Source organism: Rhodoferax ferrireducens (genome assembly GCF_003347515.1).
Lineage (GTDB): Bacteria > Pseudomonadota > Gammaproteobacteria > Burkholderiales > Burkholderiaceae_C > Rhodoferax.
Window position 1 is genome coordinate 1 of sequence record NZ_QEII01000269.1, and the last position, 26,195, is coordinate 26,195.

The window sequence follows — 26,195 nt, forward strand, 5'->3', positions numbered from 1 at the left end:
ATCAGGGTTTTGGACGATCATGTTTCCAACAGCCGCCTGGGAGCAGGCAGATCGACAGTTGCCCGTTTCGGAGGCTGAGCGACTGGTATTGAGAAATACGTTCGCTCACTGACCGCAATGGAGCGACACACCCCAATTTCCGGACCTGGTCGGGAAGCGAAGTTCCGTCATCAACTGACCACCACCACGTTGCGGACATCCACACCGCCAAACACCCAGATCCTGAATATCGGCTTTGAGACGAGGAATTCAGATAGCCGAATGTCCGGTTGGGTGTTGTCGGTGACGGCTGAGTTGATTGTCAGTCTACTTCAGACTATTTGTCCAGGACTGGACAAAACCAGCGAAACACGGGACATCGATAGATCAGCAACCGGGGAATTGAAAGAGAAAGTGCTGAGACTGTCCAACGCAGTTCAAACACGTCTACTTTTAGATTTCGAGAAACGGTAACGGAACGGTAACCAGAACACGTTTGAATGCCACAAAGAAGAAAGGACTTAGCGCCTTTCGACGCTAAGTCCTTGATTCATATGGTGCGGCTGGCAGGAATTGAACCCACGACCCCTTGGTTCGTAGCCAAGTACTCTATCCAACTGAGCTACAGCCGCTAAGCTTCGTATTATATACCAACTTAATTGGTGGGCCGTCACAGACTTGAACTGTGGACCAAAGGATTATGAGTCCTCTGCTCTAACCAACTGAGCTAACGGCCCGAACGAAGCATGGATTGTAAGGGTCTACTTGTGGTGACTCAGGGCATTGCTGACCAATTTTGACGTAATGTCCACAATCTGAATCATGCGGTCATAGGCCATGCGCGTCGGCCCGATGACGCCTAAGGTACCGACCACCTGGCCATCCACTTCATAAGGTGCACTGACGATAGATAAATCGTCGAAAGGCACAACCTGGCTCTCACCGCCAATGAAAATACGCACACCCTCCGCTTGGCCTGCAATATCGAGCAAGCGCATGAGTTGCGCTTTTTGCTCAAACAACTCGAAGGCACGCCGCAGGTGACCCATGTCGTTGGAAAAATCGCTGACAGCCAGCAGATTGCGCTCGCCTGAAATAACCACCTCGTCCTGCGTCTCCGAAATGGCTTCAGAACTCACAACCACGGCTGCCTGCATCAGACTGGCAATTTCCGATCGGAGTGATTCAACTTCATTTTTCAGCCGTTCGCGCACCTGCTCGATCGCCAGTCCAACGTAATTGCTGTTCAGGTAGTTGGCGGCTTCCACCAGCTGGGTTTGCGAATAATCCACCTCGGTGAAGATCACGCGGTTTTGCACGTCGCCCTCGGGAGAGACAATGATGACCAGCAAACGCCGCTCTGACAGTCGCAGAAACTCGATGTGTCGGAAAACCGAAGAACGGCGCGGCGCAATAACCACCCCCACAAACTGGGACAGGTTGGACAGCAGATTGGCCGCGTTGGAAATCACTTTTTGGGGTTGATCGGGCGCCAGACTGTGCGAGGCAAACTGCCCCTGCCGCACCGTCAACATGGTGTCGACAAACAGACGGTAGCCGCGCGCCGTCGGGATGCGCCCGGCCGAGGTGTGCGGACTGGCTATCAGTCCCAACTCTTCCAGATCGGACATGACGTTGCGAATGGTGGCGGGCGACAAGTCCAGTCCCGAGGCTTTGGAGAGCGTGCGCGAGCCAACCGGCTGCCCATCGGCGATGTAGCGCTCGACCAGCGCTTTCAATAACAACTTGGCACGATCATCCAGCATGAGGGCATTTTACCTATCACTAGGTGACAGACGCCAACGGCCCCGCTTCTCGACCCTGTGAATGGAGTCACGAAGACCCGCAACGCTCATCCCGAACATGTCAGCAAGCAAAGACTGTTCAAATCCCCAGTGCCACATATCCGCAACCTTCGCGGAATCACCAGGCGACAAAACTGGCTTCTTCCCCCAAGTTTGACCCCGCGCCCTAGCAGCGATCTGCCCAGCCATGCAGCGCTCGCGAATCAACTCCCGCTCAAACTCAGCAAAAACACCCAGGAGCTGGAGGAACATACGGCCTTGAGGCGTGACAGTCTCAATTGACTCTGTGAGGGAGCGAAACCCAACCTCTTTAGCCCTCAATTGCTCGAAGATACGAACGAAATGCGACATCGACCGAGCTAACCTGTCAATCTTGTAAACACAAAGCGTATCGCCCGGTTTGAGAACATTCGAAATCAGATTTTCCAGCACGGGACGCCTCTTGATAGACGATTGCTTCTCCTCGAAAAAATGATTTATACCGTTTTTATGAAACGCTGCCAGCTGGAGCTTTGTTGATTGCTCAGACGTTGACACTCTTGCGTAACCATAGATCATCCCTAACCCCCTGTTTTTAGGGTAAACCATAGGGCAATTTGACAAAGGTTAAACGCAGAAATAGCACGTTCCCCCTATCGCTTACGCAACAACTGATCCCGAAGCAGTTTCGAAATCACCGCCGCCTTAGTCAGATTTTTGAATTTCAAATAGCCCTCAAATGCCTCAGACAGCTCTTGCGGGATATCGACCGACAGCGTGACCAACGCGTGACGTTGACGGTAAGCCGCCACCCGAGCAGCCGCGTTTTCATGGACCTTTTGACGTGCCATATGGGCTCACCCTCAATGCGTTACGTGTAACGTTGCGGCCGCAGGACCATCGCCACGTTCAGTACAGAGCCACCACGAATCCTTGAAATACGAGATACGGTGATCGACCATGACATCGCCATCCTTGCATTCAAAGCAGCAGGCCACGATATCGGCCAAGGTGCCGTTTAAACGCATGATGTGGACCTCTGCCTTGACTTCACCGTTTGAACGACTGTAGCGGTTCTTTTCCTCAGGCACAGACTCAAAATCTTTGAGGATGTACTTTGAGACATAGCCCGCCATCTTCGCCAAGCTCATAGGCTTGTGACGCGACGGAGCGCCGAACTTTGATTTACCACCGACAAAGCACAAACCGTTTGCAAGCACTGGAAAGGCCTCAGCTGGACGCAGGGGACCGACAAAGGGGTAATCCCCGATGATGTCGCGCCAGATGCGCGTGCCGAGCTCCCACGCCTTGATTTTGACGCCCTTGTAATCGGCATGCTGTGGCAGCTTATTGGTGGCGCAATGAATGTGCATGGCACCGCGTTCTTGCATCTCAAACGATGCGCAGTAACGGAAATCACCAAGGGTTTTTTTCATGCGCCGGACCCACTCTTTAAAGTGAACTTTGCACAGCTCACGGTCTGTCTGGTTTGCCCGATACGTGAGGGTCAACATTTCATTGAAGCCCTCAGAAATGATGAAACGACGGCATTTTGTCTTGGCACGGCGTGCCGACGATTTAAGCGACCTCAAGCGCTTTTCCTCGACTTCATCCAAGCGTTCCTGTTCAAGCCGCGCTTGCTTCGCGGGGTCATAGTCATATTGGGCTATGTACTCATCCCACGACAGCGGGGCACGCATCGGGGGAACCTCTGTCCATTCGACCACCTGACGTGCAGAACGCTCTGTCACGCCGTTACTTGTCCAGGTGCGGACGTCCCAGCAATTCTCGACATACTCGCCTTCAAAGCGCATGCCGTTTACAATCTTTTCCATCGCAGGCCTACTCTGTGATCTGTCCCCGGTAGTTGATAGCTACGCGGGGATTTTTTTGTTTTTGAAATAGCTACCTTGGCAGGTAGCGATTAAGGACAAACCGGAAATACCGGACGGGAAACAGGAGACGGGAGCCGGAGAGGTTTCATTGTTTTTAGCCCTATGTTCTAAAGTGTTCTAGTAATAAATTAGTCGCGGGCTTCGCCCGCGCCCCGCGCTTCGCTTTCCGGGGCACGGTCTGAAGCACCGCACGCCACCGTGGCATCGAAGACCCGCTAACTACCTGCCCCATTGCGTCACCCCCTGTTGTTACGTTCTTGCGTTGTTACGTTGTTACGTTCTTGCGTTCTTACATTGCACTCAGACTCAGACTCACACTCACACTCAGACTCACACAGGGGATGCCGCAACGTGTCAGGCAGTCAGCTGGCAGCGTGAAGCACCACCGAACAGCCGTACCGCTTCGCTCCATGGGGGCGGCCCCCCATACCCCCTAGCACCCTCAGCCCGGGTTGACGCTATTCGCTACCCGGACTTCGCGAACCTCCCTGTTTATCAATAAGAGACGGCCTTGACCTTGTGCATGAAGGACAGCACCGAGGCGTCAGGCGAGGGCGCGGAGGCTTCCAGCGGGACCACATCGGGCTTGGAATCGGGGATAACACTGTGCGGAAGTGCGGGCGGTTCTGGACGCGCCACGGCCCACGCAGGCCCCGCCGATGCACCAGCCTCACGGACCAGACCTTGATACGGATTGAATGGAACGTTTTTTAACCAGGCGCTGCATTCAGCGGGCGACAGACCAGCGTCTGTGCCTTGTTGCGTGACGCACTTGCATTTTTCACCCATGCACAGGGCACCGGCCACCATGGGCATATTGACGACGACGCGCAAATGGTCGTACAAGGGCGCGGATTCCGGCTTGCTGGAGATACGCGGGACAAAGGCCGAGGTGTCATACACCGGCAGCGACTCACCGGAAACCACCGGACGATTGACGATGCCATCGAGCGTTTTAGGCGACGCCTGCACAGGCACGCTTGATGCGGGATGCAGTTTGCCGGAAATTGCCACGTACGAGCGCCACGACATCACCGCCACGGTCAACAGAGCCAAGGCCATGACGACCAGCATCCACGGAAAAGAGCGAATCGGCTTAATGTGCTCCGACGCTGACTTGTATTGTGAAAAGATAGCCTTTGGCAAGCGGTAGCGTTTCTTGATTGGCGCGTTCTTCCAGCCCGTAGCGCAGTTATCCGCGCACTCTGGCCACTCGTACCAGAAGCGCCCAATGATGCCGAGGTCACGCAGATGAACGTGACGACCGACGAGGCCGCGGATATTCGAATCCACCAACCGCGGCGCCTGCGTGACCACGTAAAAATCGAGACCCCGGTGACGGTGCGTTTCGAGCATGGAGATATCGGGTGGCACCTTGCTACCCGGACCACGCGGACGCCACACACGTTGCACCTCGTCAATCACGATGATGGAGCCATCCGGCACCGTGTCAGGCCATGTCGCGGGGTCAACCAAAACCTGATGCTCGATTTGCAGACCGGGGATACCGGACGCGTAGACGGTACGGGTTTTCGAGAGCTTGGACAGCAGATCGACGAGCGCAGCACTTTTGCCAGTACCGGGAGCGCCGGTTATCAGGGTAATCATGGAGGACCTTTAGCGTTTTTTGACGAGAAAAAAATTAGGCCGAGAGTGGCTTACAGCGCCGTAAGTTTCAGATTCCCGAAAACACTTTACAAAGCGATTTCGGAGAGTGGTGCACTAAACCCTAGGGTTATGCGCCCGTGGTTTGAAGCGCAAAACGTTTCATCACCATCCACGCAAGACCGCTCACGATGCCCCCGGACATGATGGACATGGCATCGAAGAAACCAGCCATGGCGAGCAATTGGAGAATGTCCGAAGTCATACCGACGAAGCCAGCCTTTGCCGCGTCCAGTGCGGCATTGACAGCACTGTCCGCACCCACATAAGTGACAGTCCCGACGCCCAAGGCAGACAGAGCCCGCGACACCAAGGGCCACGTAATCCGAGCGAGCCATTCAGCAATGCCGTCCATGTCAATCCTTACGGCTCAGGCCGAGAAAAGTCAACGTAGCCGAGAGCCACGCGAAAGCCAAAAGAAGCGGCTTGATACCACTTGCGAAATCACACAACATGGTGAACGGCATGGACAGCGAGACGCCCATAATCATTGCCGTTTTTGGTGCCGGACAGGTGCCATTTTCCGGACCCCAACCACCATTTTTCGTAATGGAAAGTGTCTTATCAGAATTGTCGATAACCGATGGTTCTAAGTCACCCAACGTGACCTTTTGACAGGCCAAAATGTCCGGATTTTTCTCGCAAAGGTCCGGCGTTTTTTCATCGGCAGACGTACCAGACGCGGGCGTCTCAGGCACTGGCGCGGTATCGGGCAATGGCTCTGCATCGGTTTTTGTCAGGTCCTTTGGCTGTATATCAACCCGAAACGGCTCTGAAATAGTGGGCGATGGCACCACATCTACAACCGGCGTTTTCCACTGCGGAGGATTTGAATTGGGCACCGGCTGCGGCTCACCCATGGGCACGCGCAAAGGCTGAGGCACGGGATTCGCGCCAGGAGAAGGATTGACGATAGGAAGCGGCTCAAGCGGCCACTCGACACCGGGAACAGGGAAATATTTAGGCACGCCATTCGGCAAGGCCCGCAGAGCCATCTCATCCTCGAATTGCTGGCGGGTCAATTCATCATATTTAGTCTCACCAGTGTTATACGCATCGGTCGGCCGAGACACGATCGAATAACTAAGATCACTAGACCCAGTACCACCAGTATTTAAATCATAAGTTTCTACAATCCAAACTTTAATAGGGTACGCTTGAAAGTCGATCCGAACCACAAGCGAAGAGCAATTAGAACCATTACTCGGACACGCCCTAGGTGCGGCCCAATCGGCCACAGCCTGCGCAGCAGCAGCACTACCCTTGTACCAACCGCCAGCGGAGTCATAGGGACTCCATTCAAGACAAGCCGTAGTACAGATTTCACCCTCAATCGAGTTATCTTTTTTCCACTTACCATCTTTAACAACGATGCCGTTATCGGTGTACCACTCATATGCAGCATAGCCCGCCGACCCGACCGCCAGCACAGCGAACAGACCCGGATTGCCAAACGAAGCAGCAGCACCAACACGGCCCGCATTCGCCGCAAACCGCATAGCAACAGGCATAGTAATAGCCCGACCGCCGACATTCAACGCGGCATTGGTACGAACGGTGTTAGCCAAAAAAGTGGCGTCATTCGCAGCCACTTTTGAAAAATTGAACGTTGACGCAGCACCACTGCCTTGCGTCCAACCAGCGGGGGCGGCCAATTGTGCGTAACCGGCATACGACCAACCGGAAAAGGCCAGCAGCAAAGCCGCTACCAGTTTTGAACGAGTATCCATACGGTCCCTAGTACGCCGATGAAGCCAACCCAGAATTCAGGCGTTGCCATAGTCACCCCCGGTATCACCACGCAGTGCGCGAGTGACGAAAAGCAAAGCATAGGCACCAACCCACGCCGCGCCGACCATCCAGCCCATAGACAGCCCGTCTTGGACTGTGAGCAGCCCGCAGGGTTGCGCACTGTAGGGCGTAACAGTCACGATTGCCGCGCCGCCACCGACGGGCAGCAAAGAATAAGTAATCGAGTCATCCGCGACAGACGCCACGTTGACGATATAGGCCGAGGCCCCATGCTGGACGACAGCGCCGATCTGATCTGACGCACTGGCGTGAGCCGCCTCAGTGGCAGTTTGATAACAGGCAGCGCCTACTTGAAACATGATGCGGACCCTAGAAGACCAGTGCCCGCGAACCGGCCTGATAGACGACTGCGGGCACTGGAAAGCATTACAGACCCTTGCGGATGAACTTGAATGCGTACACAGCCACGATTGCCGCAAGCACGATACCTGCGACGGTCAAAGCATCGGCTTGCAGAGCCGTCAGGGCAGTCGTGACAACAGCGGGAACCTCAGCCATGGCCGAACCAGCGGCAGCAGCAGTTACACCAGACACCAGCGCCAGGCGCGCGAAGAGAGCTTTTTTCATTTCAACTTTCGTAAACACCGGAATATCCCGGTAGGAAGCGCACGGCATTTCACAACGTTGATGCGCTACCTACTGAAAACTCTTAGGCCGTTTTTGGCAGGGCGCGTGCGGGCATGGGCAGCAGGCCGCACAGCACGGAAATGATGTCCCCTTTGTTCTTCCCCCAGGCGGCACGCTGGAGACTGAAGGCGGCACGGAAATAGCCGACTTTGGCCTGTTGATACAGGGTCTCAGGCATATTCAGGCGACCGACCTCATGCAAGGAGCCGTCATCGAGCAGCAGGCCGACTTGAGCCGAATAAACGATGAAGGATTTGCCCTCGTAAACGCGGGTTTCAGGAGTATCGACTTTCATGATGTGGATAGTTGACGAGTGTTGCAATACGCGCTCAGTGGGGACAGCGGCAGCGACGGGGGTTTGAGCTTCAGACATGATTTTTTACCTTGGTTAGACCGCAGGACTGCGGCTTAAAGCACTCACCGGAAATGCTTTGAGCTGCAGTCATGCCCTGACCCACAAAACGACTATCGCAACGCCAGAAGCGAAGATGCCGAATGAGAGGAAATCGCTGATGAACTTGACCCACCAGTTAAAACGCTCGTCACTCATGCGACCACCTGAACGGAGTTACAAGCCAACCAATCAGGCGACCCCACAAACGCACCCTTATGGTCGATAAATTGGACCAAGCAGTGACCGCGAGAAGTGCGCCGAACAACACCGCGACGACCATGCCAAGAGACAAGCCGCATACGCTTGACGAGCCGCCCGTTAAGATCAAGATTGGAGGATTTACCCGATGCACCGTTACCGACTGCCCGACCACATAAAGGAGCGCCAAGCGCAGGCGTTGAAACGCCGGTTTTCAGCGTATCTTGGCAAACCGAAGCAGGGAGCACCTCAGGCGAAGGCGAGGCTATGGCCGCTGGTGCTGGTGGCAATGGTGCTGGCCTATGCGGTATGGCGGCAGGCTCACCGCTGACCACCCTTACGGGATAGGACGACGCACGAGACATGCGACGAGCAGCAGTAAATGCAGCCGCGACAGCTTCAAACATGTGACTACGCGCACCACCCGAGGCAAAGACCATCCCCGGAGCGTGTACTGCGAAATGGCAAAACGACGAGTCAGCCTTGAAAGGCTCAATCTCAATCGTGTAGCGCTTGGAAGGGATGCGGACCCCCGGACCGGGCACCTTGCCCAAAGGGGCCACCGATGGGGCAGCACCGTTAAATTCCGAGGGACCGCAATTGAAGGACATACCCGCGCTGGGTGTTCCTGATATGGATTTGATCATTGGTGGCCCCAAAGTGATAAAGTTGCAATAACGGCGATTTATGACCGTAACGTATTATTACAACTAAATCGCACAAAATACGATTTATCACTGATTGGATTTAACTATGAATGTATCAGAGTTAATAGCTTTGGCAAAAGTAAGAAGCCGAAAATCACAGAAAGAACTTGCAGCCGAAATGGGACACAAAAGCCCACACCGCATAAGCCGAATAGGAACGGGACAGCTTGAAGCTGACGCATCTGAAATCGTTTATTTAGCAACGGCAGCACAGATGCAACCGATAGAAGTACTTGCGGACATCGAGAGCCAACGACACCCAGAACTAGCGCAAATATGGCGCGCAACTTTAGACAAGATGCGAACAAAAGTTACATCGCTTTAGTGATGTAATTTGAGAATGAAATCTAAATTCCGGCATGTTGCGCTAATAGGCAAATACCAGGCGCTTGCGTCGGGCGCCTCGGGGGCGTTTTCACGCAATGCGCTGGAAGACATTGCCTATTTTTTGCGTGCGCAGGGATGTGAGCTTGTTTTTGAGAGTGACACGGCACATAACATGGGGATTACTGGATATCCGGTCATGAGCGTCCCCGAAATTGGCGCGCAATGTGATCTTGGGCTGGTGGTCGGCGGCGACGGCACTATGCTGGGCATTGGTCGCCAACTGGCTCACTTTGGCGTACCGCTGATCGGGATCAACCAGGGGCGGCTGGGATTCATCACCGACATCCCGTTTGACAGCTATACGTCCACGCTGGCGCCAATGCTGCGGGGTGAGTTTGAAGAAGACCACCGCAGTTTGATGCATGCCAGGGTGATGCGCGACGGGCACTGTGTGTTTGACGCGCTGGCCATGAACGATGTGGTGGTGAATCGGGGTGCCACCTCGGGCATGGTGGAGTTGCGGGTTGAGGTGGACGGTCATTTTGTCGCGAACCAGCGGGCCGATGGCTTGATCATTGCCACGCCGACCGGCTCCACGGCCTATGCACTATCAGCCGGGGGACCGCTGCTGCACCCTTCCATTCCGGGTTGGGTGTTGGTGCCGATTGCGCCCCACACTTTGTCAAATAGGCCCATAGTCCTCGCCAATGTTGCGGAAATTGCTATTGAAGTAGTAGCAGGGCGCGATGCCAGCGCCAGTTTCGACATGCAATCGCTGGCGTCGCTGCTGCACGGTGACCGCATCGTGGTGACACGCTCGGAACATCATGTGCGCTTTTTGCACCCCAAAGGCTGGTCCTACTTTGACACCCTGCGCCAAAAACTGCACTGGAATGAAGGAGTGGCCTGACCGTGAGCCTAAAACGTATTGTTCTGCGCGATTTCGTCATCGTGAACGAGCTTGATCTCGATCTGGCCGACGGCTTCACCGTGCTCACCGGCGAGACCGGGGCGGGCAAGTCGATCCTGATTGATGCACTGCAGCTGGTCACCGGAGGCCGGGCCGATGTCGGGGTGATTCGCGAAGGGGCTCTGCGCACTGATGTCAGCGCCGAGTTCGACGCCACGGCTGCGTTGGCAGTCTGGCTCGACGCCGCAGGATATGAGGTGGGCGACAGCCTTTTGTTGCGACGCACGGTCGACACGCAGGGCAAGAGCCGCGCCTGGATCAATGGCAGCCCCGCCACTGCCACCCAACTGCGCGAGATCGGTGAGCAACTGCTGGATATTCATGGTCAGCACGCGTGGCAAAGTCTGACCCGACCGGAGGCGGTCAGGGGCTTGCTGGACGCCTATGCACGGGTGACGCCTACCGAGCTGGCAACACGCTGGCAACGGTGGCGTCAGGCGCAAAGCGACTTGAGCCAAGCCCATGCCGCGCAAGAATCCCTACAACGCGAACGCGAGCGGCTGGCATGGCAAATTGGTGAAGTCGAAAAACTGGCGCCGCAGTCGTCGGAGGAATGGAATGAACTCAATACCGAACATGGCCGCCTTTCCAATGCACAAGCCCTGCTGGACGCGGCGCAAAGCGCCGTACAAGCCCTGGATGACGATGACAGCAATGGACTGACTGCACTGCACCACGCCCATCAGTCGCTACAACAACAGGAGCACCTTGAACCCTATTTTAAAGCGCTGACAGAGGTTTTAGCTTCCAGCCTCGCGCAAGTGGAAGACACGATCCACTCTCTGCGGGCCTACCTGCGCAAGACCGAGCTGGATCCACAGCGCCTGGGCGAGCTGGATGAACGCATGGCCCTGTGGCTGTCGCTGGCCAGACGCTACAAGCGAACTCCTTCCGAGTTACCCGAATTGCTGGCGTCCTGGAAACGGGAGCTGGAAAGGCTCGATGCCGCGGCCGATTTGGCAGGACTGGAAGCCACCCAGACAGCGGCGCTCGAAGCCTACATGCAGGAAGCCAAACTTCTCTCGAAGGCCCGTACCAAGGCCGCGCCCCAACTGGGCAAGGCCATCACGCAAGCCATGCAGGGCCTGGGCATGCAAGGTGGAAAATTCGAGGTTGCGCTGCAAAAGTCAGCACAACCCATGCAAAGCGGCCTGGAAGATGTCAGCTTTCTGGTGGCCGGGCACGCAGGCAGCACCCCTCGCCCCGTCAACAAGGTGGCATCGGGCGGCGAGTTGTCGCGCATGGCACTGGCCATCGCGGTCACCACCAGCCAGCTCGGTACTGCCCAAACCCTGATTTTTGATGAGGTCGACGCCGGTGTCGGTGGCGCTGTGGCCGAGACCGTGGGTCGGCTCATGAGGCAGTTGGGCATGGACCGGCAGGTGCTCGCGGTGACCCATCTACCCCAAGTCGCCGCCTGTGCCGACCACCATTTGGTGGTGGCCAAACAACTGCAGAGAGGTTCGACGGTGAGTTCTGTGGCTGCTGTACAGGGCGAACAACGGGTGATGGAGGTGGCGCGCATGCTGGGGGGCGAGCGCCTTTTGGGCACCACGCTCGCCCACGCCAAGGAAATGTTGCAGGCGCGGGAATGATGCGATGAAAACCAAAGCCCTGGATTTGGAAATTGTCTTGATCACCGGCATGTCGGGTTCCGGCAAGTCGGTGGCTTTACATGCGCTGGAAGATGCCGGATTTTTCTGTGTCGACAACCTGCCGCCGGAACTGCTGGTGCCCTTTGTGGCGCTGGAGAAAGAGCATGAGGCCACGCGGGTGGCCATTGCCATGGATGTCCGCACTGCGACTTCCCTCCCCTTGCTGCCGGAGCAGCTCGCCGTGCTGAAAAAGCAGGGCATCATGGTCAAGTCCCTGTTTCTCGATGCCACGACCGGAACGCTGGTGCGGCGCTATTCCGAAACCCGACGCAAGCACCCCTTGTCGCAATCCGCGTCCGACCATTCGACGCAGGACCAGCGGCGTGCGCTGGTGGATGCCATTGAACTGGAACGTGAGCTCCTGGCTGATCTGCGGGAAAACGCCCATGTGATCGACACCAGCATCATTCGGCCTTCGCAACTGCAGGGTTACGTCAAGTCACTTATTTCCACACCCAACGACCAGCTGACCTTGGTGTTCGAGTCGTTTGCCTTCAAGCGCGGTGTGCCGGGCGATGCCGACTATGTATTCGACGTGCGCATGTTGCCGAACCCGCACTATGAGCCTGAACTGCGCCATTTGACGGGGCAGGATGCGCCGGTCGCAGCCTTTCTCCAGGAACAAACAGACGTCGCCCAAATGCTGGAACACATTGAGAAATTCTTGAACCACTGGCTTGACGCACTGGCGCGTGATCACCGAAGCTACGTCACAGTGGCAATTGGCTGCACCGGCGGACAACACCGATCGGTCTACCTCGTGGAACAACTGGTGAAGCTTTTCGAGGGCAAGTGGGTCACGCTGAAGCGACACCGGGAACTGGACGCCCTCTGACCTCGTCTCAACCGTGCGCACACTGCGCACCGACAAATCCCTTGGTTAGGCCTGCAGCAACAATTTTCTGACCGGTGCCGGCAGACCCAAGCGCGGCCAGGCGTCCGCAGCAAGCCATCCCCCCTCCGACAGCGCCATAGCTGAGGACGGCATTTCGACTTGAACTGGGTGCAGATGCAGGTCCTTGTGGGTCAAAACATGGGTGAAGGCAGGCGTATCAAGGAGCGCCGAGTGGAAGCCAGCGGGTACAGCCGCTTCCAGCGCTTCGCGGTTGTCAAACAGGGGAAAGCAATAGAGCCCTGCCCAGACACCCGGGGTTGGCCGTTTGCTCAGCCACACCGAAGCATCACCGGTCTGCGCCCACAGTAACCAGATCGACTGTGAGCTGCGCTTGAGTTTGCGCGTCTTCACGGGGTATCGCTCGGGCTGCGCCTGAGCCCGAGCCACACAGGACTGCGCGAGCGGACACACGCTGCAGTCAGGCTTTTTGGCCGTGCATACGGTGGCACCCAAATCCATCACCCCCTGGGTATAGCGCGGCATGGCATGTTGTAAATCACGGTTTGGCAGCAACTGCGTGGCCAGATCCCAAAGCCGCCGCTCATTGGCTGCATTGGCCAAATCAGCGTCAAAACCGCACACCCGGGTCAGCACGCGTTTGACATTGCCGTCCAGAATGGCAACCCGCTCAGCAAAACACAGAGAAGCAATGGCCGCCGCCGTTGATCGACCGATGCCCGGCAGCGATTGCAATAGTTGTGCCGTCGCCGGGAATCTGCCGCCGTGCAAACCCACCACGTCAACCGCGCATTGATGGAGATTACGGGCGCGGCTGTAATAACCCAGACCACTCCACAAGCCCAGCACCTCATCAAGATGAGCCGCGGCCAGGGAGGCCACCGTCGGGAAACGATCCAGAAAGCGTGGAAAATAGTCCAGAACGGTCGCCACTTGCGTCTGCTGCAGCATGACTTCGGACAACCAGACCCGGTACGGATCTCGCGTGTTCTGCCACGGCAAATCGTTGCGCCCATGCGTTTTTTGCCAAGTCACCACCTGGCCGGCCAAATCCATCACCACAGCGTATCAGACCTGCTCGGGTATAGGGACTGTTTCGGAACGACCCCGGTCTGTCGCCGTCACCAGATAAGCCGTCAATTCGGACAACTTGGTCTCCAATTGTTGCAAGGCATCTCCCCGTGCCTGTATTTCACCGATGCGGTCATCGAGTCCACCGGATGCCTGCTGTATGCGATCAATAGCTTCCAGGCGACGGCCAAAGTTACGGCGACGCTCCCGCAACTGAACGTCCAACTGGGCTGCGGCCGATTTACTCCACAGTTCAATATCGCCGAGCACGGTTTCGTGGATGGCGCGAAGGCGGGTGGAGAGCGCGCGGACCAGGCGATCCGCAAACTCTGGCTGCGCGAGCCGGAAAGCATTGCCGATACCCAAATACTGCAGATGACTGCGCTCCACCAGATCCAGATCATGCAGATGCCCGGCCAGAGAGGGCTCAGTTGGGGCCTGCAAAGAAAAACCGTGTTCAGCATTCAATTGCCGGAACGTCGCCGCCAACATGGATTGAATCTCTTCACTGATGAACTGAACCTTGCGCAAATTCTCACGCAGTTGGCCAAAGGTCTCGCCATACGCTCGCTTAACGCCCAGTTTGAGGCCTTTTTGTTGCAGAACGGTAGTCAGCTGCGCCATTTCTTTCTTGAGCGCTGTTGGCCCCAGAACACCAAACACTTCACGGAGCAGTTTGAGGTGTACCGAACGCACCGCATGGATTTTCGCGCCCCCCAGATCAAACTCCGCCTGCTCTTGGGAAATGCGGGAGCGCATGTTCTTGATCACGGGCGAATTCTTGCCCTGAAGTCCCTTGAGCTCCATCATCTGCTCCGTCAGATCACATCGGCGAATGTTGATGACGCGGCCGGTCTCGGTGCGTAAATCTGAAATGCCACTGGAAACGGCTGCGCCCAGCATCTTCTGCCGCTGGCCCAAGATGCCCTGACTGAGGGCCTCTTCAAGCGTGGACAGGCAACTGAGTTCCAGCAAAGCCAGATCGTCCGTTACCTTGGCAACCAGCCCTTTCTGCGCTGACACAGGAATAACCTGCTGAACGGGAATACCCAGGATCTCGGCAGTGGACACCCGCTGGCGCTCAATTTGGGCTTGTACCTGCGCGGGAGAGCTCAGGGCATCCCATAACGTATCGATCTTGTTGAGCACCACCAGCCTGGTGCTCTTATCGTCTGCCTCATCGACCAGGTGCTCACGCCAGATGGAGAGGTCCGATTTGGTCACGCCGGTATCCGCCCCCAGGAGAAAAACGACAGCGTGCGCCTGTGGAATCAGGCTGACCGTCAGTTCAGGCTCGGCACCGATGGCGTTCAGCCCCGGGGTATCCAGGATCACCAGACCCTGCTTCAAGAGCGGGTGGGCGATATTAATCAGGGCATGGCGCCACCTGGGGACTTCCACCAAGCCCTGGGCATCAACCGTCGGGTTGTCTTCCGGCGCTTCGAGCTGCCAGAACCCAAGCGCTCTTGCTTCATCCTGCGTCACGCGACGGGTTTCAGCCACCTTTTCAAGTGCCGCCGACAACTGCTTGGGATCATTCACATCCAAGTCAACGCGTGTCCATTTCTCCGGCACCATGCGCCACTCCATCAGCGACTGAGGCTGCATACGGGTTTCAATGGGCAAGAGACGCAGGCACGGCGGTACGTCTGCGTCATAGCCCATCTCGGTTGGGCACATGGTGGTTCGCCCGGCGCTGGCGGGCATGATGCGCCGACCGTAGCCAGCAAAGAAAATGGCGTTGATCAATTCGGACTTGCCGCGGGAAAATTCTCCTACAAAGGCCACCATGACTTTGTCCGTGCGCACCCGGCCTTCCAGTCGGCGCAAACGCTCTTCCACGGCAGCGTCCAGCAATTCATGATCTTTCATCCACTCGGCCAGCAACTTCAGCCGAAGGGCAAACTCACGCCGCCACGTACCGTATTGATCAAACTGTTCGTTGAATGAAGTAGCCAAATATCCTCCGCGCAATCTTTCAATATAGCACCGCGCAAGGCCAAGTCAGGTCTTCTGGCAATTGGGACAGTAAAACGTCGAACGCTGACCTTGCCGGATGGCCCTGATGGGTGTCCCACACACCCGGCAAGCCTGCCCTTCCCGTCCGTAAACCATGGCTTCAAGCTGAAAATAGCCACGCTCACCATTGGTGCTGGAGAAATCCCGCAAGGTGCTGCCACCCTTGGCCACGGCACGCGCCAGCACATCCCGGATGGCGGCGTGAAGTTGGGCGGCGCGCGGCCGACTCAACTTGGCGGCACTCAGCGTTGGTCTGATACCCGCCATGAACAGCGCCTCCGAGGCGTAGATATTGCCCACGCCCACCACAATGTCACCTGCAAGCAGCACCTGCTTGATCGCGGTCTTGCGTCGCTTTAACTCAGTATGAAAATGCTTGACATCGAAACTATCCGACAAGGGCTCCATGCCGAGTTTCGCCAACAATTTGCGCGCCTCGGGAGCATCCTCACTCTCGGCGTAGACCACCGCCCCGAATCGGCGTGGGTCATTGAGCCTGAGCGTGCCGCGACTGGTCGCCATCTCAAAATGGTCATGGACGCCGACAGGTGGCAAGTGCCGCGCAAAACTCAAACTGCCCGACATGCCCAAATGAACTAGCAGCAAGCCCTGATCAAGGTCAATCAGCAAATATTTACCGCGTCTGCGCACGGCCCGCACCGTTCGCCCTGCCAGTTGGACCACAGAACAGCCCAAAGGCCATCGCAAGGCCTTGCCCATGCACACGGAAACCACTTTCGCACCCGTTATTTCTCCGACAAAACTCAATCGCGTGACTTCAACTTCGGGTAATTCAGGCATGGCAAAAAAATTCAGCGGACATGGATTATTATGGTCTGATGTTGCGTTTCAACCGTTTTCCATTCATCGTCTTGCTCGTTGGCGCGCTGGCCGCGAATGCGCAAGTGCCCGACAGCCAACCAGCCGAGCCTGTTAGTTCCTCAATGGACGGTGAGCTCTTTTATCAGCTTTTGCTGGGGGAACTCGGCGTGCGGGAAGGGGAAGCGGGTGCGGGTTATTCGCTGATTCTCGATGCGGCGCGCAAAACGAATGACACCAGACTGTTCAAACGTGCCGTCGATATTGCGATACAAGCGCGCTCTGGCGAATCTGCGCTGCTAGCGGCCCGGGCTTGGAAACTGGCTCTACCCAACTCAAAAGAAGCCAATCGATACCTCTTGCAGATATTGATTGGCCTGAACCGTATCGGCGAAACCGTGGAACCGCTCATCAGCGAGATAGCGACCACGGATTTGAAAGACCGGCCCGCCACCGTAAGCACCATTCCGCGTTACTTTGCTCGCGCCACCGACAAAGCGCTGGCAGCCACCACGGTGGAGCAGGCGCTGACGGGCTACCTGACGGAGCCAGGAGTTGGTATTTCTGCGTGGCTCGTCATCGGTCGCATGCGTTTTGACGCGGGGGATGTCGCCGGTGCCATGGAGGCAATCGATAAGGCGCAGGCTTTAGATACCAAATCTGATGGCCCTGCCCTGCTGGCCCTATCCATGATGGGCCCCAAGGCGCCACAAGCCGAGGCCATTGTGAAGAATTATCTTGCGCGCCATTCACAACCCGAAGTGCGCATGGAATACACCCGCGCCTTACTGGATGCGCAACGTTACGCGGAAGCGACGACCCAACTGCAGATCATTACGTCTGAGAAACCCGACTTTGTCGATGCCTGGCTGATTCGGGGGGCACTTGAATTGCAGGACGGCAAACCAACTGTAGCCGAGCGCTCCCTCAAACGATATGTGGCATTGGCATTGGCGCAAGGCAAGCGCGATGGCACGCCCCAAGGGGAAGCAAGCCGTGGACTGGTGCAGGCTTACCTCTCACTGGCCGACATTGCCGAACAAAGGAAGGACTTTTCTGACGCTGACGCGTGGCTGAAGCGCATTGACAGCGCAGACGCCTTGCTCAACGCCCAGCTGCGTCGGGCCGCCATTCTTGGACGCCAGGGCAAACTCGAAGAAGCACAACAACTCATCCGCAAGCAGCCCGAAAAGTCACCGGCCGACGCCCGCCTGAAAGTAGCCGCCGAAGTCCAGCTGCTTCGCAACAGCAAGCAACACAAGGCCGCGTATGACCTGTTGGCACAGGCGGTGTCGCACTATCCTGAAGATCTGGATCTGGTTTACGACATGGCCATGGTGACCGAAAAACTGGGCAATCTGGAGGAAATGGAACGACTACTGCGTAGCGTGATCGAGAAGAAGCCCGACTATCTGCATGCCTACAACGCACTGGGTTACTCGCTGGCAGAACGCAATATGCGTTTGCCGGAGGCCAAACAACTGATTCTGAAGGCTCTGGAATATGCGCCGGGGGATCCCTTCATAACGGATAGCCTGGGCTGGGTTGAATTTCGTAGCGGCAATTTAACAGAGGCCGCGCGCATTCTTCAGGGGGCGTTCAAAGCCAAACCCGATGCGGAAATTGCAGCCCATCTGGGTGAGGTGTTGTGGACCATGGGGCAGCGTGAGCAGGCGGTAAGCATCTGGAAAGAAGGTGCGCAGATCGATGGGGCGAACGAAACTTTGCTGGAAATACTCAAACGCCTGCGTGTGAAGCTGTGAAACAAGGCGTGAGAGCTATTTGCGCGGCGCTTCTTTTTGCTACTATTTTTATAGCTGGCTGCGCAGCTCCGATAAGAGCTAGCGTCTCAAAACAGTCTGAAACACCGCTCTGGCACGGGCGCCTCGCAGTCAGGGTTGAATCTGACCAGCCGCAATCCTTTGCGGCTGAATTTGAGCTAACCGGGAACGCGCAGGTCGGCGCATTGACGCTGTACACCCCGATGGGCAGCACAGCCGCCGCCCTCTCCTGGTCCGACCAGACAGCGGTGATGCGCACCCAGGGTGAAGTTCATTCTTTCGAATCGCTGGACGCTTTGATCAAGCAGGCCGTTGGCACCGAGATACCCGTCGCGGCTCTCTTCGCCTGGCTGAAGGGCGACAATATGATTGCGGCGGGCTGGAACGCCGACCTGTCGCAACATGCCAATGGCAAGATCACGGCGCGACGCGCGCAGCCCGTCCCCCTTGCAGAGTTGCGACTGGTGCTTGAAAAGTAGCGTACTGAATCCGTCAGGGACAGCGCCCAAGACCTGTCCCCCTATATTTCCAATCCATGAAGTCGCTCTACGACATTTCCGCCCCAGCCAAACTCAACCTATTTCTGCACATCACGGGCCGGAGAAGCGATGGTTATCACTTGCTGCAATCCGTGTTCATGCTGATTGACTGGTGTGACACACTGCATTTCGACCTGCGCGTTGATGGACAAATTAGCCGCGAAGACCTGTGCACACCTTTGCCGGTTGATGACCTCATCGTCCGCGCAGCACGCGCCCTGAAGACGGCCAGCAACAGCCCGCTCGGCGCTCACATCGGAATTGAAAAACGCATCCCCGCACAGGCGGGCATGGGCGGTGGCTCATCCGACGCGGCATCGACCCTGCTGGCGCTGAACCGCCTGTGGAAACTTGACTATTCGTTGGAAAAACTGACCCACATCGGGCTTCAGTTGGGAGCGGACGTGCCGTTTTTCCTGGGTGGACGCAACGCATGGGTCGAGGGAATTGGTGACAAAATGACACCCGTGATCCTGCCACAAAGTCGTTTCTTGGTGGTCAAACCCAATGACGGGTTGGACACAAGTTTGATTTTTTCAGATCCGGGTCTAAAAAGGGATAGCGAAACTGCTATAATTGCAGGCTTCGCTGCAGACACATTCGGCTTTGGCCGTAACGACTTGCAGGGTGTTGCCCAAAGGCTTTGCCCCGGTGTAACCCAAGCTCTAAAATGGCTTGAATTACACGGACTCAATGGCCGGATGACAGGCTCTGGAAGCGCAGTGTTTGCACAAATGTTGCGGCATATTGATTTGCACGGCGCACCAAGCGCTTTTCAGATCAGGTTGTGCAACAGTTTGGATACTCATCCCCTGTTGGGTTGGGCATCCAGCGAGAGATTATCGGTTGACAGCTTTTAGCTGCCGACCCGTGTAGGGGAGTCGCCAAGTTGGTTAAGGCACTGGATTTTGATTCCAGCATGCGAAGGTTCGAATCCTTCTTCCCCTGCCAAATATTTAGCCGTACGTTTCGAACGCTGGACGTACAGGCGTAAACATCACTCAATTGCTGGAATACTCATGCAGTCTCCTCAACCCCCCGATTTCATGGTTTTTACCGGCAATGCCAATCCTGGCATGGCGGAGGAAATCGCCAGCCACTTGGGTATCGGACTGGGCGCCGCGACGGTTGGTCGCTTCTCCGATGGTGAAGTCACCGTCGAAATCAATCAAAACGTGCGGGCCAGGGATGTCTTTGTGGTTCAGTCCACTTGCGCGCCGACCAACGAAAACCTGATGGAATTGCTCATCATGGTGGATGCACTCAAACGTGCGTCCGCAGAGCGCATCAGTGCCGTGATTCCGTATTTTGGCTATGCGCGGCAAGACCGTCGTCCGCGCTCCAGCCGGGTGCCGATTACCGCCAAGGTTGTGGCCAATATGTTGCAGGCCGTTGGTGTGGCTCGCGTATTAACCATGGATTTGCATGCCGACCAGATTCAGGGATTTTTTGACATTCCCGTCGACAATATTTATGCGTCTCCCGTCTTGCTGGGTGATCTGCGCCAGAAGAACTACGAAGACCTGATCGTCGTGTCTCCCGACGTGGGTGGCGTGGTGCGCGCTCGCGCCCTGGCCAAGCAACTCAATTGTGATCTCGCCATCATCGATAAGCGTCGTCCCCGGGCCAACGTCAGCGAAGTCATGCACGTCATCGGTGAAATCGAAGGACGCAACTGCGTCATCATGGACGACATGATCGACACCGCCGGCACCTTGGTCAAAGCCGCGGAAGTCTTGAAAGAACGCGGCGCGAAAAAGGTTTACGCGTATTGCACACACCCCATTTTCTCGGGTCCGGCGATTGAGCGCATCACCAATGGTGGCGCACTCGACGAAGTGGTGGTCACGAATACCATCCCCTTGAGCCAGGCGGCATCAGCTTGCCAGAAAATTCGGCAACTGACCGTGGCACCGTTGATCGCCGAGACGATCCAGCGCATTGCCAAAGGCGAGTCCGTCATGAGTTTGTTCTCGGATCAAGAAAATCTTTTCTGATTCGGGCAAAAGTGGGATCACGCGCAAACACGTGCGTTGATCCTTTTTAAAATCGGAGTCACACTGGTCGCGGTGGACTCCTCCAGGAGTTGATACTATGAAATTCGTCGCTTTTGAGCGCGCCAAGCTGGGCACGGGTGCGAGCCGCCGTCTCCGCATCACCGGTCGCACGCCCGGCATCGTCTACGGTGGTGCAGTTGCGCCGCTGCAGATCGAAATTGATCACAATGCCCTGTGGCACGCCTTGAAGAAGGAAGCGTTCCACGCCACCGTTCTGGACATGGAACTGGATGGAAAAGACAACAAGGTTTTGTTGCGCGACGTGCAAATGCACCCCTTCAAGCAGCTCATCCTGCACATTGACTTCCAACGTGTCGATGCCACAACCAAACTGCACATGAAGGTGCCATTGCACTACAGCGGCGACGAAAATTCGCCCGCGATCAAGTCAGAAGGCTGCATTGCCAATCACGTGATCACGGAAATTGAAGTGCTGTGTCTGCCTGCAGATCTGCCTGAGTTCATCGCGGTGGACTTGAGCGGCCTGAAAAAAGGCAGCTCGCTGCATTTGGCCGACATCACCCTGCCCAAGGGTGTGACAGCCGTGCCACACGGCGGCAACAAGAACCCGGTGCTGGTGTCCGTGGTGGCCGTTGCCGGCGCCGAAGTGGCCGCACCAGAAGCAGGCGCAGCAGCTGCACCTGCAGCCGCCGGCAAGGGCGGCAAGGCCGCACCTGCCGCCGCAAAAGCACCTGCCGCCGCAAAAGCACCTGCAGCCAAGAAGAAGTAATCTTTGGGGGACAGAACTGGCCCGCTTCGCGGTCTGGCGTCTGTCCTGCCAGTTGCACCATCATGGCCCACTTCGGTGGGCCATTTTGTTTTCCGCCCTTACCCTGATAATTTGCGCATGATCAAACTGTTTGTTGGTCTTGGTAATCCCGGTCCCGAGTACGAATCGACCCGCCACAACGCGGGTTTCTGGTGGCTGGATGAAGTCGCGCGCGAGCTCAAAACGCCGCTGCTGATGGATAAAAACTACTACGGTCTGGTTGGGCGAACGGCCGTGAACGGGCAAACCGTGTGGCTGCTGAAACCCCAGACCTTCATGAACCTGTGCGGCAAGTCGGTTGCGGCCCTGGCCCGTTTCTACAAGATTCAACCCCAGGAAATACTGGTGGCACACGACGAGCTGGATATCGTTCCCGGCGAAGCCAAGCTCAAGCTCGGCGGCAGCCACGCCGGGCACAACGGCTTGCGTGACATTCACGCCCAACTCGGCACCGACGACTACTGGCGACTGCGCCTGGGTGTTGGCCACCCGGGCGTCAAGTCCGAGGTCATCCACTGGGTGCTGAAAAAACCGTCTCTGGACCACCGGATCGCTATAGACCAGAGCATTGACCGCGCGCTCAAGGCGCTGCCGCACTTCCTGGCGGGCGATATGGACAAAGCCACCATGCTGGTGCACACCAGCAAGCCGCCCCGACCCAAACCGCCCCGACCCGACACTCCACCGCAGTAAATCCCGGCTCATCCGATCCATTGAACAGAAAGCGAACCATGCATAACCGCACCGTTAATGCTATATTTTTAGTAGCATCTTGCGCTTTATCGACGGGGGCTGGAGCCCAGAATACCTATAAATGTGGGAATACCTACAGCCAGTTGCCCTGCACTGGAGGTGTCGTCATTGATACTTCAGACCAGCGAACCCCTGCGCAAAAGACACAGGCCGACTTGGCGACAGATCGGAACGCCCAAACCGCCGCCGCCATGGAGAAGGCACGGCTGAGGCAGGAAGAAATGGATATCGCTGCCAACACAGCGCCGCCACCGAAAGCGCATACGGCGGCAGTCAAGCGCAGCAGCGCGACACAGACGAAGGCCAGGCAAAAACAAAAAAAGAAAGAACCCGAGTACTTCGCCGCACAGGTTCCGGGCGAAAAAGCGACAAAAAAAGTGCCCAACAAGAGCACAAAAGCAAAGAGCGCCAGCAAAACCTGATCAGGTAACCATTACAGGCTGGTTCAATGAAGTTTGTTCATTGGTTAAAGCCGCTTCACTTCCAGCTGTAATCGCCGGTATTTTTGCCACAGTGTTTCCCTGTCTTCCACAAAACTCGGATTGATGGGAATACACGCCACCGGACACACCTGGACGCATTGGGGTTCGTCAAAATGGCCGACGCATTCGGTGCATTTATGGGGATCGATTTCGTAGATTTCCGGGCCCAAAAAAATGGCCTCGTTCGGGCACTCAGGCTCGCACACATCGCAGTTGATGCACTCGTCGGTGATGATCAAAGCCATGGCTTGTCATCCGCCGGATTGTCAAAAATTGTCAGACTGAACATCATGGGATGAATTATCGGCGTTTCGGCACATGCCGGGCCAATCACCCTGTCGTCGTCATGCCGCTCATCAACTTTGAAACAGGACGTAAAGCGTGCTGTCGAAACCCGCATGGGCCGCGTTATGGATAGACAAGGACGCTCAGCACAGGGGTTGTTGTGTCCAGCGTGCTGGTGCCGGCTTCAATGGCGGGACGACCCGACTTTCTGACAACCGCACCTTGCCATTTTTTGGAAGGAATCGTCATGCAAATGCAAACTCTGCGCCTTCGGGCGCTTACATTCGTCGCCGGTGCCGCACTATTGTTCTTCAGCGGCTGGGCCAACGCGGACCCGCCGGCGCGCGTCGCACGCCTGGGCTACGCCAGCGGTGCGGTCAGTCTTTTACCCGCTGGCGACACCGACTGGGACCGGGCCACCCTCAATCGCCCACTGACCAACGGTGACCGCCTCTGGACGGACGCAAACGCACGGGCGGAAATCCAGCTGGGTGGCGCCATGATTCGCATGAACGCCGGGACCAGCGTCTCCGTTCTCAATCTCGACGACCGGATCGCCCAACTGCAATTGACCCAGGGCACGTTGAATGTTCGCGTGCGTCGCCTTGAGCCCGGCCAGGTGTTCGAGGTCGACACGCCCAATCTCGCCTTTACCCTGCGCCAGCCTGGCGAATACCGGATCACGGTGGATCCCGATGGCAACGCGACGGACATCATCGTGCGCAAAGGCCAGGGCGAGGTGTACGGGGAAGGCGCCGCATACGTGGTCGATTCGCGGCAGCCGTATCGCTTCAAGGGAACCGGTTTACGCGAGTACGAGTATCTCGACCTGCCGCCACTCGACGAATTCGATCGCTGGGCGCTTGACCGCGACCGCCGCCACGACAACTCGCCCTCGGCGCGCTATGTATCACCCGACGTGGTGGGCTACCAGGACCTGGATGACAACGGCAGCTGGCGTGAAAACCCGACCTACGGCCGGGTCTGGATTCCCAGGCGCGTGGCGCCCGGCTGGGCACCCTACCGGGACGGCCATTGGGCCTGGGTCAACCCCTGGGGCTGGACGTGGGTGGACGACGCGCCCTGGGGCTTCGCCGTGTCCCATTACGGCCGTTGGGCCCATCTGGGGGGAACCTGGTGCTGGGTGCCAGGCCCCACACGCACGCGGGCCTACTATGCCCCGGCACTGGTGGCCTTCGTGGGCGGCAATAACTTCCAGTTGACGGTCTCCAGCGGCAATGTCGGTGGTGTCGCATGGTTCCCGCTGGCGCCGCGCGAGGTCTATCGACCGGCCTATGCGGCGAGCCGTGGCTATTTCGAGCGGGTCAACCGCAGTAATACGGTGATCAACAACACTGTCATTCATAACACCTACAACACCACCAACGTAACAAACCTCATCTACGCCAACCGGCGCATACCCGGCGCCGTCATCGCCGTGCCGCGCGCCGCCTTCGTGCAGTCGCAGCCGGTTGCCAGGGCGGCGGTTCGCGTGCCCCGCGAAGTGCTGGCCCGCGCGCCAGTCGCAGTAATCGCGCCCACGGCGCCTGCCGAGAGACGCGTGCGCGAGAGCACCGGCCCGGGCGGCAAGCCACCGGCACGCGTGTTTGAGCGATCGGTCGTCGCCCGCAGCGCACCTGCGGCACCCGTCGGGTTCGCAGCCCAGCAAGCGCAACCACGCGCAAAGCCCGGCAAACCGATAGAAGAAGCCGACCGCAAGGAAAACAAACCAGCAGCGCCGGCGCCCAGCGTCAAAGTGCTTGACCGGGCGCACTTGGGCGTGCCGACCACGCGGCCCCCACCCGTGGCGCCACGCGACAAGCCGGGTGCCGCACGCGCTACACCCGACTCGAAAAAAGAGTCTGCAGCACAAGGGGCGGCCGAGCCCAAGGTCATCCCGCCGCAAGTGGCACCACCGACACCGGCAACGCAAGGAGCGCATCGACAGTCGGCGCCGCCCAAGGTGACACCACCACCGCCCGTTTCCCGACCAAACCCGGCCACGCCGCCAAGGGAAAAACTCGAATCCGTCGCTGAACCACGCCAAACCGAAACAGGTCGACCTGTTGCCGTGCCCAGACCACCGCCGCAACGCATGGCTGAACCCAAACCCCTGGCGCCACAAGTGGCACCGGCGACGCAAGAAGGGTCGCGACAGTTAGCACCGCTCAAGGCGGCACCACCAGCGCCCGTTGCTCGACCTGCCCCGGTCGCGCCGCCAGCGGCAAAACCCGAATTCGTCCCGGCGCCACGTCAAGCCGAAACCGGTCCGCCTGCCGCCGTGTCCAGACCACCACCGCAGCGCGCGGCTGAGCCCAAACCCCTTGCGCCGCAAGTGGCACCGGTTACGCAAGAAGCGCCGCGACCGTCAGCGCCGCCCAGGGTGACACCACCAGCGCCCGTCGCCCGCCCTGCTCCGGTCGCGCCGCCAACGGCCAGACCCGAATTCATCCCGGCGCCTCGACACGCCGAACCAGTACCACCTGTCGCCGTGCACAGACCTCCGCCAGCGCCAGCCGCCCCGAAACCAGAGCCCGCCGCTACCCCAAGGCAAGCCGAAGTGCGTGCGCCGGTTGCTGCGCCCAGACCTCCGCCACCACCACCGCCGCAGACTCACCCGGTGCCCACGGCGCAGCCACAACAAGCTCAAAACCATAGGCCTGCGGCCAACAGGCCTATTGACCTTAGAAATGACAGCGAGGAAGAAAAGCGCAAACACAAAGGACAGCCCCCGCCCTGAATTGACTGCGTGAC

The 26,195-nt window shown here is 57.5% G+C and carries 26 protein-coding genes and 3 tRNA genes; 13 read left to right on the forward strand and 16 right to left on the reverse strand.

Annotated elements, in window-relative coordinates:
• Positions 1-534: 534 nt before the first annotated feature.
• The 12 genes from C5P05_RS11250 to C5P05_RS11305 all read right to left on the reverse strand — a co-directional run bounded on the left by C5P05_RS11250 (position 535) and on the right by C5P05_RS11305 (position 8,135).
• Positions 535-611: transfer RNA gene (locus C5P05_RS11250), tRNA-Arg, on the reverse strand.
• Positions 612-639: 28 nt separating this feature from the next.
• A tRNA-Ile gene (locus C5P05_RS11255) sits at positions 640-716 on the reverse strand.
• A 24-nt stretch (positions 717-740) separates the two neighbouring features.
• On the reverse strand, positions 741-1,745 hold the full coding sequence (hrcA, locus tag C5P05_RS11260; RefSeq protein WP_114969939.1) for a heat-inducible transcriptional repressor HrcA: 1,005 nt from the start codon (positions 1,743-1,745) through the stop codon (positions 741-743).
• 9 nt (positions 1,746-1,754) lie between these two features.
• A complete protein-coding gene (locus C5P05_RS11265; protein WP_114970181.1) occupies positions 1,755-2,342 on the reverse strand; it encodes a recombinase family protein in 588 nt (195 codons plus the stop codon).
• Positions 2,343-2,416: 74 nt separating this feature from the next.
• Positions 2,417-2,614, reverse strand: a complete 198-nt coding sequence (locus tag C5P05_RS11270) for a hypothetical protein (RefSeq protein ID WP_114969940.1) — start codon at positions 2,612-2,614, stop codon at positions 2,417-2,419.
• Positions 2,615-2,626: 12 nt separating this feature from the next.
• Positions 2,627-3,598 (reverse strand): rolling circle replication-associated protein, encoded by a 972-nt coding sequence (locus C5P05_RS11275; protein ID WP_114969941.1) that lies wholly within the window; start codon positions 3,596-3,598, stop codon positions 2,627-2,629.
• 555 nt (positions 3,599-4,153) lie between these two features.
• Positions 4,154-5,266 carry a zonular occludens toxin family protein gene (locus tag C5P05_RS11280; RefSeq protein ID WP_114969942.1) on the reverse strand — a complete coding sequence of 371 codons (1,113 nt, stop codon included), beginning with the start codon at positions 5,264-5,266 and terminating at the stop codon, positions 4,154-4,156.
• Between the two features lie 127 nt (positions 5,267-5,393).
• Positions 5,394-5,678 (reverse strand): DUF2523 domain-containing protein, encoded by a 285-nt coding sequence (locus C5P05_RS11285; RefSeq protein WP_114969943.1) that lies wholly within the window; start codon positions 5,676-5,678, stop codon positions 5,394-5,396.
• A gap of 1 nt (position 5,679) precedes the next feature.
• A complete protein-coding gene (locus tag C5P05_RS11290; protein ID WP_114969944.1) occupies positions 5,680-7,053 on the reverse strand; it encodes a virulence factor TspB C-terminal domain-related protein in 1,374 nt (457 codons plus the stop codon).
• Between the two features lie 36 nt (positions 7,054-7,089).
• A complete protein-coding gene (locus tag C5P05_RS11295; protein ID WP_114969945.1) occupies positions 7,090-7,434 on the reverse strand; it encodes a hypothetical protein in 345 nt (114 codons plus the stop codon).
• 67 nt (positions 7,435-7,501) lie between these two features.
• Positions 7,502-7,702 (reverse strand): major capsid protein, encoded by a 201-nt coding sequence (locus C5P05_RS11300; protein WP_114969946.1) that lies wholly within the window; start codon positions 7,700-7,702, stop codon positions 7,502-7,504.
• 82 nt (positions 7,703-7,784) lie between these two features.
• A complete protein-coding gene (locus tag C5P05_RS11305; RefSeq protein ID WP_157979301.1) occupies positions 7,785-8,135 on the reverse strand; it encodes a hypothetical protein in 351 nt (116 codons plus the stop codon).
• Positions 8,136-8,502: 367 nt separating this feature from the next.
• Here C5P05_RS11305 and C5P05_RS11310 point away from each other — a divergent pair, with 367 nt between their 5' ends.
• The 4 genes from C5P05_RS11310 (at position 8,503) to rapZ (ending at position 12,848) form a co-directional block, all read left to right on the forward strand.
• Positions 8,503-8,685 (forward strand): hypothetical protein, encoded by a 183-nt coding sequence (locus C5P05_RS11310; RefSeq protein ID WP_114969948.1) that lies wholly within the window; start codon positions 8,503-8,505, stop codon positions 8,683-8,685.
• A 716-nt stretch (positions 8,686-9,401) separates the two neighbouring features.
• On the forward strand, positions 9,402-10,298 hold the full coding sequence (locus tag C5P05_RS11315) for an NAD kinase (protein WP_114969949.1): 897 nt from the start codon (positions 9,402-9,404) through the stop codon (positions 10,296-10,298).
• A 2-nt stretch (positions 10,299-10,300) separates the two neighbouring features.
• The gene (gene recN / locus C5P05_RS11320; RefSeq protein WP_114969950.1) at positions 10,301-11,953 is read left to right on the forward strand and encodes a DNA repair protein RecN; all 1,653 of its coding nucleotides are present in this window, start codon (positions 10,301-10,303) and stop codon (positions 11,951-11,953) included.
• Positions 11,954-11,972: 19 nt separating this feature from the next.
• On the forward strand, positions 11,973-12,848 hold the full coding sequence (rapZ, locus tag C5P05_RS11325) for an RNase adapter RapZ (RefSeq protein WP_114970182.1): 876 nt from the start codon (positions 11,973-11,975) through the stop codon (positions 12,846-12,848).
• 45 nt (positions 12,849-12,893) lie between these two features.
• On the opposite strand, the gene mutY is transcribed toward rapZ, so the two are convergent.
• From mutY to mutM, 3 genes are read right to left on the reverse strand one after another with little or no spacing between them, the layout of a single operon-like run.
• Entirely contained in the window at positions 12,894-13,928 is a 1,035-nt protein-coding gene (gene mutY / locus C5P05_RS11330) for an A/G-specific adenine glycosylase (protein ID WP_420130744.1), read from the reverse strand.
• A 6-nt stretch (positions 13,929-13,934) separates the two neighbouring features.
• Positions 13,935-15,896, reverse strand: coding sequence for a dynamin family protein (locus tag C5P05_RS11335; RefSeq protein ID WP_114969952.1), 1,962 nt, complete (start codon positions 15,894-15,896; stop codon positions 13,935-13,937).
• 45 nt (positions 15,897-15,941) lie between these two features.
• The gene (mutM, locus tag C5P05_RS11340) at positions 15,942-16,757 is read right to left on the reverse strand and encodes a bifunctional DNA-formamidopyrimidine glycosylase/DNA-(apurinic or apyrimidinic site) lyase (RefSeq protein ID WP_114969953.1); all 816 of its coding nucleotides are present in this window, start codon (positions 16,755-16,757) and stop codon (positions 15,942-15,944) included.
• A 20-nt stretch (positions 16,758-16,777) separates the two neighbouring features.
• Here mutM and C5P05_RS11345 point away from each other — a divergent pair, with 20 nt between their 5' ends.
• The 8 genes from C5P05_RS11345 to C5P05_RS33685 all read left to right on the forward strand — a co-directional run bounded on the left by C5P05_RS11345 (position 16,778) and on the right by C5P05_RS33685 (position 23,096).
• Positions 16,778-18,538 carry a tetratricopeptide repeat protein gene (locus C5P05_RS11345; protein ID WP_114969954.1) on the forward strand — a complete coding sequence of 587 codons (1,761 nt, stop codon included), beginning with the start codon at positions 16,778-16,780 and terminating at the stop codon, positions 18,536-18,538.
• Between the two features lie 8 nt (positions 18,539-18,546).
• On the forward strand, positions 18,547-19,035 hold the full coding sequence (locus tag C5P05_RS11350; protein ID WP_232834462.1) for a lipoprotein insertase outer membrane protein LolB: 489 nt from the start codon (positions 18,547-18,549) through the stop codon (positions 19,033-19,035).
• A 56-nt stretch (positions 19,036-19,091) separates the two neighbouring features.
• Entirely contained in the window at positions 19,092-19,955 is an 864-nt protein-coding gene (ispE, locus tag C5P05_RS11355; RefSeq protein ID WP_114969956.1) for a 4-(cytidine 5'-diphospho)-2-C-methyl-D-erythritol kinase, read from the forward strand.
• A 14-nt stretch (positions 19,956-19,969) separates the two neighbouring features.
• Positions 19,970-20,046, forward strand: a tRNA-Gln gene (locus tag C5P05_RS11360).
• 68 nt (positions 20,047-20,114) lie between these two features.
• The gene (locus C5P05_RS11365; protein WP_114969957.1) at positions 20,115-21,092 is read left to right on the forward strand and encodes a ribose-phosphate pyrophosphokinase; all 978 of its coding nucleotides are present in this window, start codon (positions 20,115-20,117) and stop codon (positions 21,090-21,092) included.
• Between the two features lie 97 nt (positions 21,093-21,189).
• Positions 21,190-21,882, forward strand: a complete 693-nt coding sequence (locus tag C5P05_RS11370) for a 50S ribosomal protein L25/general stress protein Ctc (protein WP_114969958.1) — start codon at positions 21,190-21,192, stop codon at positions 21,880-21,882.
• A 117-nt stretch (positions 21,883-21,999) separates the two neighbouring features.
• Positions 22,000-22,614, forward strand: coding sequence for an aminoacyl-tRNA hydrolase (gene pth / locus C5P05_RS11375; protein WP_114969959.1), 615 nt, complete (start codon positions 22,000-22,002; stop codon positions 22,612-22,614).
• 38 nt (positions 22,615-22,652) lie between these two features.
• A complete protein-coding gene (locus C5P05_RS33685; protein ID WP_157979304.1) occupies positions 22,653-23,096 on the forward strand; it encodes a hypothetical protein in 444 nt (147 codons plus the stop codon).
• A 44-nt stretch (positions 23,097-23,140) separates the two neighbouring features.
• Here C5P05_RS33685 and C5P05_RS11385 read toward each other — a convergent pair whose 3' ends face one another.
• Positions 23,141-23,401, reverse strand: coding sequence for a YfhL family 4Fe-4S dicluster ferredoxin (locus C5P05_RS11385; RefSeq protein WP_114969961.1), 261 nt, complete (start codon positions 23,399-23,401; stop codon positions 23,141-23,143).
• 287 nt (positions 23,402-23,688) lie between these two features.
• Between C5P05_RS11385 and C5P05_RS11390 the strand changes: the two genes are divergently transcribed.
• Positions 23,689-26,181, forward strand: coding sequence for a DUF6600 domain-containing protein (locus tag C5P05_RS11390; protein WP_114969962.1), 2,493 nt, complete (start codon positions 23,689-23,691; stop codon positions 26,179-26,181).
• Positions 26,182-26,195 lie beyond the last annotated feature (14 nt).

Excerpts from the sequence above, each read along its gene's own strand:
- hrcA (WP_114969939.1), bottom strand. The coding sequence starts at position 1,745 with ATGCTGGATGATCGTGCCAAGTTGTTATTGAAAGCGCTGGTCGAGCGC.
- C5P05_RS11265 (WP_114970181.1), bottom strand. The coding sequence starts at position 2,342 with ATGATCTATGGTTACGCAAGAGTGTCAACGTCTGAGCAATCAACAAAG.
- C5P05_RS11270 (WP_114969940.1), bottom strand. The coding sequence starts at position 2,614 with ATGGCACGTCAAAAGGTCCATGAAAACGCGGCTGCTCGGGTGGCGGCT.
- C5P05_RS11275 (WP_114969941.1), bottom strand. The coding sequence starts at position 3,598 with ATGGAAAAGATTGTAAACGGCATGCGCTTTGAAGGCGAGTATGTCGAG.
- C5P05_RS11280 (WP_114969942.1), bottom strand. The coding sequence starts at position 5,266 with ATGATTACCCTGATAACCGGCGCTCCCGGTACTGGCAAAAGTGCTGCG.
- C5P05_RS11285 (WP_114969943.1), bottom strand. The coding sequence starts at position 5,678 with ATGGACGGCATTGCTGAATGGCTCGCTCGGATTACGTGGCCCTTGGTG.
- C5P05_RS11290 (WP_114969944.1), bottom strand. The coding sequence starts at position 7,053 with ATGGATACTCGTTCAAAACTGGTAGCGGCTTTGCTGCTGGCCTTTTCC.
- C5P05_RS11295 (WP_114969945.1), bottom strand. The coding sequence starts at position 7,434 with ATGTTTCAAGTAGGCGCTGCCTGTTATCAAACTGCCACTGAGGCGGCT.
- C5P05_RS11300 (WP_114969946.1), bottom strand. The coding sequence starts at position 7,702 with ATGAAAAAAGCTCTCTTCGCGCGCCTGGCGCTGGTGTCTGGTGTAACT.
- C5P05_RS11305 (WP_157979301.1), bottom strand. The coding sequence starts at position 8,135 with ATGTCTGAAGCTCAAACCCCCGTCGCTGCCGCTGTCCCCACTGAGCGC.
- C5P05_RS11310 (WP_114969948.1), top strand. The coding sequence starts at position 8,503 with ATGCACCGTTACCGACTGCCCGACCACATAAAGGAGCGCCAAGCGCAG.
- C5P05_RS11315 (WP_114969949.1), top strand. The coding sequence starts at position 9,402 with ATGAAATCTAAATTCCGGCATGTTGCGCTAATAGGCAAATACCAGGCG.
- mutM (WP_114969953.1), bottom strand. The coding sequence starts at position 16,757 with ATGCCTGAATTACCCGAAGTTGAAGTCACGCGATTGAGTTTTGTCGGA.
- C5P05_RS11345 (WP_114969954.1), top strand. The coding sequence starts at position 16,778 with ATGGATTATTATGGTCTGATGTTGCGTTTCAACCGTTTTCCATTCATC.
- ispE (WP_114969956.1), top strand. The coding sequence starts at position 19,092 with ATGAAGTCGCTCTACGACATTTCCGCCCCAGCCAAACTCAACCTATTT.
- C5P05_RS11365 (WP_114969957.1), top strand. The coding sequence starts at position 20,115 with ATGCAGTCTCCTCAACCCCCCGATTTCATGGTTTTTACCGGCAATGCC.
- C5P05_RS11370 (WP_114969958.1), top strand. The coding sequence starts at position 21,190 with ATGAAATTCGTCGCTTTTGAGCGCGCCAAGCTGGGCACGGGTGCGAGC.
- pth (WP_114969959.1), top strand. The coding sequence starts at position 22,000 with ATGATCAAACTGTTTGTTGGTCTTGGTAATCCCGGTCCCGAGTACGAA.
- C5P05_RS33685 (WP_157979304.1), top strand. The coding sequence starts at position 22,653 with ATGCATAACCGCACCGTTAATGCTATATTTTTAGTAGCATCTTGCGCT.
- C5P05_RS11385 (WP_114969961.1), bottom strand. The coding sequence starts at position 23,401 with ATGGCTTTGATCATCACCGACGAGTGCATCAACTGCGATGTGTGCGAG.
- C5P05_RS11390 (WP_114969962.1), top strand. The coding sequence starts at position 23,689 with ATGCAAATGCAAACTCTGCGCCTTCGGGCGCTTACATTCGTCGCCGGT.